8 protein-coding genes and 1 pseudogene are annotated in these 9,353 nt (G+C 71.3%); 1 reads left to right on the forward strand and 8 read right to left on the reverse strand.

Annotated elements, in window-relative coordinates; all coding sequences use genetic code 11:
- The 8 genes and pseudogenes from AB0M83_RS47520 to AB0M83_RS47555 form a co-directional block, all read right to left on the reverse strand.
- On the reverse strand, positions 1-2,421 hold a 2,421-nt coding region (locus AB0M83_RS47520; RefSeq protein WP_364529100.1), incomplete at its 3' end, for an AAA family ATPase.
- 60 nt (positions 2,422-2,481) lie between these two features.
- Positions 2,482-2,691, reverse strand: coding sequence for a hypothetical protein (locus AB0M83_RS47525; protein WP_364529103.1), 210 nt, complete (start codon positions 2,689-2,691; stop codon positions 2,482-2,484).
- Positions 2,692-2,849: 158 nt separating this feature from the next.
- Complete coding sequence (locus AB0M83_RS47530) at positions 2,850-3,053, reverse strand: DUF397 domain-containing protein (RefSeq protein ID WP_284741192.1); 204 nt, start codon at positions 3,051-3,053, stop codon at positions 2,850-2,852.
- 12 nt (positions 3,054-3,065) lie between these two features.
- On the reverse strand, positions 3,066-3,968 hold the full coding sequence (locus AB0M83_RS47535) for a helix-turn-helix transcriptional regulator (RefSeq protein WP_364529106.1): 903 nt from the start codon (positions 3,966-3,968) through the stop codon (positions 3,066-3,068).
- A gap of 378 nt (positions 3,969-4,346) precedes the next feature.
- Entirely contained in the window at positions 4,347-5,243 is an 897-nt protein-coding gene (locus AB0M83_RS47540) for an acyl-CoA thioesterase II (RefSeq protein ID WP_364529109.1), read from the reverse strand.
- Positions 5,244-5,279: 36 nt separating this feature from the next.
- Positions 5,280-6,704 (reverse strand): pyruvate kinase, encoded by a 1,425-nt coding sequence (gene pyk, locus AB0M83_RS47545; protein ID WP_364529112.1) that lies wholly within the window; start codon positions 6,702-6,704, stop codon positions 5,280-5,282.
- A 91-nt stretch (positions 6,705-6,795) separates the two neighbouring features.
- Complete coding sequence (locus AB0M83_RS47550; RefSeq protein ID WP_364529115.1) at positions 6,796-7,461, reverse strand: DUF2461 domain-containing protein; 666 nt, start codon at positions 7,459-7,461, stop codon at positions 6,796-6,798.
- Between the two features lie 109 nt (positions 7,462-7,570).
- Positions 7,571-8,790, reverse strand: a pseudogene (locus tag AB0M83_RS47555) (glycoside hydrolase family 18 protein).
- 180 nt (positions 8,791-8,970) lie between these two features.
- Between AB0M83_RS47555 and AB0M83_RS47560 the strand changes: the two are divergent.
- A complete protein-coding gene (locus AB0M83_RS47560) occupies positions 8,971-9,282 on the forward strand; it encodes a metalloregulator ArsR/SmtB family transcription factor (RefSeq protein WP_364529118.1) in 312 nt (103 codons plus the stop codon).
- The last annotated feature ends 71 nt before the right edge of the window (positions 9,283-9,353 follow it).

Raw genomic sequence — 9,353 nt, forward strand, 5'->3', positions numbered from 1 at the left:
CGCCGCCACCGCGGCGCCGGCCGCGGCCTGGTCGCCGCGGACCCGGGCGTCGGCGGCCAGCGCGGCCGCGGCGGACACGCCCAGCGCGGCGACGCGGATGCCGGCCAGCAAGCCGGGCTCGATCCGCTCGAGCCAGCCGATCAGGTCTTCGGCGCGGCGCACCGCTTCGGCGTGGTCGCCGCCCCAGTACGCCAGCTCGATGCCGGCGTCCCCGGCGGACAGCGGGATCGCCATGTCCGCCGCCCAATGCTGCCGCAGCCCGGCGATGAGCTTCGCGGCCTCGTCGAACCGGCCACGCGCGACGACGAACAGCGACCAGATGGCCTGGATCCGCGCGGCGACCGCGCTGGACACCCCGCGCCCCGCGCGACCGGCGCTCTCGTCCGGCCAGTCACCCATCTGGTAGCGCAGGATCAGCTGCCGCGCGCGCAACTCGATCCCGAACGAGCTCCAGCTCAGCCCGGCTTCTTCGGCCCGGGCGACGCCGTGCGCGGCGTGGGCCAGCGCCTCGGCGAACTCGGCTTGGTCGTCGTAGCTCAGCGCGAGGAAGTAGGTCGCGCGGATCTCGGTGTTCGGCGCGCCGGCGCCGCGCGCCGTCCGTTGGGCCTTGCGCAGCCACTCGCGGGCCTCGGCCGATTCGCCCGCCGAGTCGGCGAGCGTGCCCAGGGTGACCAGCGCCGCGGCTTCCGCGCCCGCCGCCCCGACCGCCTGCGCGTCGGCGACCGCGGTGCGCGCGCTGTCCAGCGCCGCCTCGGGCCGGTCCAGGATCCGCAGGAACCCGGCCCGGCTGGCCAGCACCCAGGCGCGCGTCCCGCTCGGCTCGCCGTCCTTCACCAGCTCCCAGGCCCGGTCGATGGCCGCGGTCGCCTCGTCGAGGGTGCCCTCCAGCGCGAGCAGCGCCTCCGCCAGCCGCCGCCACGTCTTCGCCGCGCGGTCGGCCGCCGTGTCCGGTTTCAACGCCTGCGTGGCCGACCGGGCGAAGGCCGCGGCGCGGTCGGGCTCGCCGGACGTGCCCGCGAAGTAGGACGCTTCGTGCAGCAGCCGCAGTTCGTCGAACCCCTCGGGCCGGTCCGCCGGGGCGACGGCGTCCCAGATGGACAGTGCCTGCTCGACGTGCTGCAGCGCCGACCCGGGCGCGCCGAGCTTCTCGGCCTCGTCCATCGCGCGCAGCAGCGCCGGCAGCGCGGTGACCAGGTCGCTGCTCTGCATCGAGTGGTAGGCCAGCTTCGCGTCGTGGCCGCGGCCCTGCGGCCGCGCCTGGATCCGGGCCGCGTACGCCGCGTGCGTGCGTGACCGCTCCCCCGGCAGCAGGTCGCCGTACACCGCTTCCTGCAGCAACGCGTGCCGGAAGGTGTAGGAGCCGTCCGGCAGCACCACGAGGACGTGGTGCTGGACGGCTTCGCGCAGTGCCTCGTCGAGCTCCAGCTCTCCCAGCCCGGAGACCTCGGCGAGCGCGCCGTGCATCACCGGCTCGTTCGCCACCGAGATCACCCGGGCCACCCGGCGGGTGTCCGGCGAGAGCCGCTCGAGCCGGGACAGCAGCACTTCGGCGAGCCCGGCGGGCAGGTCGTTGCACTCGGTCTGGGTGGCGAGCAGCTCTTCGGCGAAGAACGGGTTGCCCTCGGAACGGGCGACGATGTCGGACACGACGTCGGCCGGCATCGGCTCGTCGGCCAGCGCCTCGACGAACTTGCGGGCGTCGGCGGCGCCGAAGGGGTGCAGGTCGACGCGCTCGACGGTGGCGAGGCGGACCAGCTCCGACAGCAGGCCGCGCAGCGGGTGGCGCCGGTGCACGTCCTCTTCGCGGTAGCTGCCCACGACCAGCAGCCGCTGCGCGCGCAGCCTGCTGAGCAGGAAGGACAGCAGGTTGCGGGTCGAGGCGTCGGCCCAGTGGAGATCCTCGAGCAGGATCACCACCGGGCGCGACTCCGCGATCTCGGTCAGCACCCCCAGTACCGCGTCGAACAACTGCAGCTGACCGAGATCCTGCTCGGGCCGGGGACGCACCATGGTCTCCCGGTCGTTCGAGGTCATCGGCGGGTGTTCGGCCGCGCGGGGCTCCTCGACACCCTGGCCCTGCGGCAGCAGCCGCCCGAGCGCGGGCCGGAGCCGCACCGCGGCGGCCACCGCCGGGTCCGCCGAGCTGCCCAGCGGGGCGAGCGCTTCGGCGAACGGAAGATAAGGAAGACCGCCTTCGCGGACGTCGATGCAGCGGCCGGTGAGCAGCAGCCCACCGCCGGCCTCGACGTGCTCGCCGAGCGCGGTCAGCAGCCGGGTCTTGCCGACCCCGGCGTCCCCCGAGAGCAGCACCGCGCCGGCCTCGCCCCGTTCGGCCCGGGCGAAGGCGGCGCGGAGCCGCCGCATCTCGTGGGTACGGGCGACGAGCGGGATTCCGGAGCCGAGTCGGGGCACGAGTTGCATTGTTGCCTACCCCACCGACAGTTTCCGACCGCTTATCGCCTTCGACACCTTCACCACGCCCTACCGGGCGGTCTCGCCGACGGCCGCGGTCTCCCGCGACGCCTCGCGGCGCTGCTGCGCCGGCACGTCGACGTCGGCCCGCGCGGCCCGCACGTGGCGGACGGCGCGGCGTGCGCGGTCGGCCCAGGCGCTGCGCCCGGCCTTCCGCAGTTCTTCGGCCCGGTAGGCCGCTTCGGCCCGGACCGCGTCGAGCAGCAGATCGCTGTGCATCGTGTTCCCCTGTTCCCGAGTTCACCGGTTGGTAACACTCAGGTTCGTCCTGAGGGGGTGCCTCAGGCATCGGGTGATCACGCAGCCCTGGCCGTGAAAAGACCCCTTACTCCCGGCCGAGCCCAGCTCGGCGGGGGTAAGGGGTCTTCGAAAGCGCCTCAGTCGTGGGCCGGGCCGCCGGGCCGCACCGCGGCCAGCAGCCCCCGCCAGCCCGACGCGGGCAGGCGGAACGCACCACCTTCGGGGTCCTTCGAGTCGCGCAGCGCGGCGCCCCCGGCGACGAACGCGACCTCGACGCAGTCGTTCCCGCCGCCGCTGTGGCTGCTCTTGCGCCACCGCGCTCCGGAGAGTTCAGCTTCCATGGTCCCCACTCCTTACTGTGTCCTCGGTTCCGATTGGTGCACCGGAGCCGGTGCGGCCGCCTGTTCGGCGAACCGCCCGGCGGCCTCGGCGATCAGGTCCACCGAGTCGTCCGGCTTCAGTGCGGCCGCGCGCAGATGGTCGAACATCAGCCCGTAGCGCCGGACGTCTGTGGGTTCCTCCAGGTAGAGGCCGCTGGACGTGCTGTCGTCGACGTAGACGACGTCCGGGTCGGCCTGCTCGGGGAAACCCATGATCAGGAAGGGGCCCTCCATCCCCGGGTGCGCGCCGGCGCCGAACGGCACGACCTGGACGGTCACGTTCGGCTTCTCGGCCACCGCGACCATGCGGTACAGCTGCTCGGCCATCACCTCGGGGCCGTCGACGACGCGGCGCAGCACGGCTTCGTCCATCACCGCCCAGTACTCCGGCGGCGGGGTGTCGGACAGCAGCTCCTGGCGCGCCATCCGGGCGGCGACGCGCCGGCGGATCTCGTCCTCCGCGGCGTCCGGCCGCAGGGCCCGGATCACCGCGCGGGCGTAGCGCTCGGTCTGCAGCAGGCCGGGCACCAGCAGCGCCTGGAACGCGCGCAGCGAGCTGGCGTCGGCTTCGAGCCCGACGAACGTGCCGGTGAAGACCTCGTTGTAGGCGTGCCACCAGCCGCGTTTGCGGGCCTCCCTGGCCAGCTGGACGAGCGCCTCCTGCTCGTCGCCGACGATGCCGTAGAGGGCCAGCATGTCCCGCGCGTCACGCGGGGTGACCCCGACGTGGCCGGTCTCGATGCGGCTGACCTTCGACGCGGAGCACTCGAGCTTCTCGCCCACCTCGTCGATGGTCAGGTCCGCGGCTTCGCGCAGCCTGCGCAGCTCACCCGCGAGCCGCCGACGGCGAACCGTGGGGCTCTGTCCCCTTGCCATCGCGCACCTCCGGATGTCGACGGCGCCGTAGCCGTCCGCTCGCTGCCAGTATCCAACATGAACACCCGGGTAATCGCACGGCACCGATTACCGGAGCCGAACCCGAGTCGTGTCTGCAATTTGCAGAATGCTTCTGTATGCTCGCATCCTGCACTGAGGCAGGACGTGACAAGGGCACCGCGGGTTTGCTCCCCCAGCCCCGTTCAGGGCCTGTGATCAGCGTAGACGATGACTCCGCGGTGTGCCGCGTGATCATCGGGACAAGAGGTCCGGGGCCGCCCCCCGATCGGCCCCGGCCCTCGTCAACTGTTCCCGCACCTTATTGGCAGAACGATTATTCCGTGCATTCGTCGCCCGTAAGGGTGAATTCCCGGAAGGTCACAGAACGCGCAGGAGTCCTTCTTGGACGACCGTCGCGATGAGGGTGCCGTCCGCGCCGAAGAACCGGCCCGTGGCGAGGCCGCGCGCGCCGGAGGCGGTCGGCGACGCGCTGTCGTAGAGGAACCACTCGTCCGCGCGGAAGGGCCGGTGGAACCAGAGCGCGTGGTCCAGGCTCGCGCCGAGCACCTTGTCGGTGTCCCAGTAGACGCCGTGGCGCGCCAGCACGGAGTCCAGCAGCGTCATGTCCGAGGCATAGGTCAGCACACAGACGTGCAGCAGCTGCTGATCGGGCAGCTTCCCGTCGGCGCGCATCCACACCTGGTTGCGCGCGGGCCGCTCCCCCGTCTCGCGGGTGACCCACGGCGGCTCGTTGACGTACCGCACGTCGATCGGCCGCGGCCGGCTGTGGGCGCCGATCGAGTAGCCCTCGGCACGCTCCATCAGCGTCGGCAGCGTCTCCGGCGCCGGCACGCCGGCCGGCATCTCCTCGGCGTGCTCGATGCCCGGTTCGTCCTTCTGGAACGACGCCGACAGCGAGAAGATCGCCTTGCCGTGCTGGATCGCGACGACCCGGCGGGTGGTGAAGGACCGGCCGTCCCGGATCCGGTCGACCTCGTAGATGATCGGGACGCTGGGATCGCCGCCGCGGATGAAGTACGCGTGCAGCGAGTGCACCCGGCGTTCCTCGGGGACCGTGCGCCCGGCCGCGACCAGCGCCTGGCCGGCGACCTGCCCGCCGAACACGCGCACGGGTGAGTGCGCGGGCGAGACGCCGCGGAAGATGTTCTCCTCGATCTTCTCGAGGTCCAGCAGCGCGATCAGGCGGTCCAGCACCGGCTGGCCGCCACCCGGGATCTCCAGCTCGGTGGCGGCCGTCCTGGCCATTTCAGTCATGGCCAGACCCTATGAGATGGTCGTGCTCGATGTCCCTTACGCGTGGTCGTCTTCACCAAGGCGGTGCACGTGGATGAGGTTCGTCGAGCCCACGGTGCCCGGCGGGGAGCCGGCCACGATGACGACCAGGTCGCCCTTCTGGTACTTGCCCATCTCGAGCATCGCGTGGTCGACCTGCTGGATCATCTGGTCGGTCGAGTCCACCCGCGGCACGATGTGGGTGTTGGTGCCCCAGGTCATCGACAGCTGGCTGCGCACGCAGTCCTCCGGCGTGAACGCCAGCAGCGGCAGCCGCGTGTGCAGCCGGGCCAGGCGGCGCACGGTGTCGCCGGACTGGGTGAAGGCGACCAGTGCCTTCGCGTTGAGCCGCTCGCCGATGTCGCGGGCGGCGTAGGAGATGACGCCGCGCTTGGTGCGCGGGACGTGCGTCAGCGGCGGCACGATCGGCGAGTCGGTCTCGACCGCCTCGATGATCCGGCCCATCGTCTGGACGACCTCGATCGCGTACCGCCCGACGCTGGTCTCGCCGGACAGCATCAGCGCGTCGGCGCCGTCGAGCACCGCGTTCGCGACGTCGGAGGCCTCGGCGCGGGTCGGCCGGGAGTTGTTGATCATCGACTCGAGCATCTGCGTCGCGACGATGACCGGCTTCGCGTTCTCGCGGCAGATCTGGATGGCGCGCTTCTGGACCAGCGGGACCTGCTCCAGCGGCAGCTCGACGCCGAGGTCGCCGCGGGCGACCATCACCGCGTCGAAGGCCAGCACGATGGCCTCGAGGTTGTAGACGGCTTCGGGCTTCTCGATCTTGGCGACGACCGGCAGCCGGCCCTTGCCGACGCGGTCCATCACCTGGTGGACCAGGTCGATGTCGGCGGGCGAGCGGACGAACGAGAGGGCGATGAAGTCGACGCCCAGTTCGAGCGCGAACTCGAGGTCCTCGATGTCCTTCTCGGACATCGCCGGCACGGAGACGTCCATGCCGGGCAGCGAGACGCCCTTGTTGTTGCTGACCGGGCCGCCTTCGGTGACCTCGCACACCACGTCCTGGCCGTCGACCTCCTTGACCACCAGGCCGACCTTGCCGTCGTCGACGAGCAGGCGGTCGCCGGGCTTGGCGTCCTTCGCCAGGCCCTTGTAGGTGGTCGAGACGCGGTCGTGGGTGCCGGCGACGTCCTCGACGGTGATCCGGACGATGTCGCCGGTGTGCCACTCGACCGGCCCGCCGGCGAACGTGCCGAGACGGATCTTCGGGCCTTGCAGGTCGGCGAGGATGCCGACCGCCCGGCCGCTCTCGGCGGCCGCGGCCCGGATGAGGTCGTAGACCTCCTTGTGGTCGCCGTGGCTGCCGTGGCTGAAGTTCATCCTGGCCACGTCCATGCCAGCGTCGACGAGGGCCCGCATCTTCTCCGGCGTAGCGGTGGCAGGGCCCAGGGTACAAACGATCTTCGCGCGTCGGCTCACGTTCGCACAGCGTAGTCCCTCTCCGGGCGTTCGTCTGTACCGATCCCGAAAAGTTCAAGAAAACTGTTCAGAAACTGTCCCGTCCAGCTGGTCAGCGCCGGGGCAGCTCACTGGGCCCGACGCGGTCGCGGGCCCACTCGTTGAACTCGCGCAGCTGCCGCCAGGCCTTCTTCACCCGATCGAGCGCCCCTCGTTCGTGCAGGACGTCGTCCGGCTCCCAGACGCGGATCGCGTAGACCGAGCGGTAGCGCAGCAGGTCGAGGCGGGGGTGGTCGGCGTCGAAGCCCCGCGGCTTCGACTTCAGCCGGTCGCCCCGGATCTCCCAGCCGGCGCGCTGGAGCTTGGCCAGGATCTTCTCGAGCGCTTCGCCGTGCAGCTCGGTATCGACGGCCTTGCGGAAGCGGGCGATCTGGTCGGCCGCGAGGTGGAAGCAGCCGCCGCCGGCGCGCAGCCCCTCCGGGCCGACCTCGACGTAGTACGCGCCGCCGCCCCGGCCCTGCTCGATCACCGCGCCGCAGTGGGTCTTGTACGGCGTCTTGTCCTTGGCGAACCGGACGTCCCGGTAGGGGCGGAACACCTTGGGCTCGCCGAAGCCGTCGGAGAACTCCGGCGCCAGCTCCGCGAGCAGCGCTTCCATCGGGGCGCGGACGTCGGTCTTGTAGGTCTCGACGTGGTCGTCCCAGTAGGGCTTCGAGTTGTCTTCCACGAGGCCGTCGTAGAAGTCGACGGCGTACTCGCCGAATCCGCTGAACTTCACGGTGAGGACCCTAATCGCGGGCACCGACAGGAATCGCCGGTGCCCCGGCGGGATGGTGTGAAACCCGGTGCGGCCGGCGTTCCGCGCACGCCGGCCGCACCGGGAGCCCTCACTCGGCGACGGCGCCGATCAGCTCGCCGTCGGCGGTGTCCCCGGACAGCTCCCAGAACATCGCGCCGCCCAGGCCCTGCTGCTTGGCGTAGTCGACCTTGCCCGCGATGGTCGCCGGGGTGTCGTAGCTCCACCAGTCGCTGCCGCACTTGGCGTACGCGGTGCCCGCGACCGTGCCGGTGGCCGGGCAGGACGACTTGAGCACCTTGTAGTCCTGGATGCCGGGTTCGGTGCCGGCCGCCGGGCCGGTGGCGGTGCCGCCCGGGGCGTCCTGGGTGACGCCGGTCCAGCCGCGGCCGTAGAACCCGATGCCCAGCAGCAGCTTGCCCGCCGGGACGCCCTTGCCCTTGAGCTTCTGGATGGCCGCGTCGGAGTAGAAGCCCGCGGTGGGGATGCCGTCGTAGCTCGTCAGCGGCGAGTGCGGTGCGGTCGGGCCCTGTGCGGCCCAGGCGCCGAAGTAGTCGTAGGTCATCACGTTGTACCAGTCGACGTACTGCGCGGCGCCGCCGTAGTCGGCCGCGTCGATCTTGCCGCCGTCGGTGCCGTCGGCGGTGATCGCCGCGGTGACCAGCTGGGAGCCGAACTTGGCGCGCAGCGCGGCCATCAGGTTCTTGTAGGCGTCCGCGCCGCTGGTGTCGCAGGAAAGACCGCAGGCGTTGGGTACTCCCAGTCGATGTCGATGCCGTCGAAGACACCGGCCCACCGCGGGTCGTTGACCAGGTTGTAGCAGGAGTCGGCGAAGGCGGCGGGGTTCTGCGCGGCCTGCGCGAAACCGCCGGACCAGGTCCAGCCGCCGAACGACCAGATCACCTTGAGGCCGGGGTGCGCGGCCTTGAGCTTCTTGAGCTGGTTGAAGCTGCCGGCGAGGGGCTGGTCCCAGGTGTCGGCGACGCCGTCGACGCTGCCCGCGGCGTCGTAGGTCTTCTGGTAGTCGGCGTAGGCGTCGCCGATCGCGCAGCCGCCGTTCGTCACGTTGCCGAACGCGTAGTTGATGTGGGTCAGCTTGCTCGCCGAGCCCGACGTCTCGATGTTCTTGACGTGGTAGTTGCGGTCGTAGACCCCCCATTCGGTGAAGTAGCCGACGACCTTGCCGACGGAGGCTTCGGCCGAGGCGGCGGACGCGGTCGCGGCGGGGGCGCTGAAGCCACCGGCCACGACCCCCGCGGCGGCGGCCACGGTCAGCAGGGCCGAGTAGCTCTTCCTGCGGAAACGGGACATGTCTGCTCCCTCCGGAGAATTACTCACGGCGACGGTGCCGGAGTGGTGGGGACCACACCACCGTAAATGGACTAGACCATTAGGTCAATGGTTCAGACCAGACTGCGGTGGTGCGAAGAGCCCACCGGGCGGGTTGCGCATGCCTTGACAGGAATATGCCGTCCGGAGCACATTTCACGGGTGATGCAGACGTTCGAGGTGCTGGCCGAGCCCCGCCGCCGCACGATCCTGGACCTGCTGCGCGACGGCGAGCGTTCGGTCGGCGAGCTGGTCGACGAGCTGTCCCTCAGCCAGCCGGCGGTGTCGAAGCACCTGCGGGTGCTGCGGGAAGCCGGGCTCGTGACGGTCCGGGTGGCGGCCCAGCGAAGGTGCTACGCGCTGCGGCCGGAGCCTCTGGCCGAAGTGGACGCGTGGCTGGCGCCTTACCGCGAGTTCTGGTCGGGCCGGCTCGACGCACTGGAGCGCCGGCTGGAGGAGACCGACCCCCACTGACCCCAAGCGCCCCAAGGTGGCCTTGGTTGCGTTCAACGCACCCAAGGCGGCCTTCGGTGCGTTGAACGCAC

Source organism: Amycolatopsis sp. NPDC051106, from assembly GCF_040682775.1.
GTDB lineage: Bacteria > Actinomycetota > Actinomycetes > Mycobacteriales > Pseudonocardiaceae > Amycolatopsis.

Excerpts from the sequence above, each read along its gene's own strand:
- AB0M83_RS47535 (WP_364529106.1), bottom strand. The coding sequence starts at position 3,968 with ATGGCAAGGGGACAGAGCCCCACGGTTCGCCGTCGGCGGCTCGCGGGT.
- AB0M83_RS47530 (WP_284741192.1), bottom strand. The coding sequence starts at position 3,053 with ATGGAAGCTGAACTCTCCGGAGCGCGGTGGCGCAAGAGCAGCCACAGC.
- AB0M83_RS47525 (WP_364529103.1), bottom strand. The coding sequence starts at position 2,691 with ATGCACAGCGATCTGCTGCTCGACGCGGTCCGGGCCGAAGCGGCCTAC.
- AB0M83_RS47540 (WP_364529109.1), bottom strand. The coding sequence starts at position 5,243 with ATGACTGAAATGGCCAGGACGGCCGCCACCGAGCTGGAGATCCCGGGT.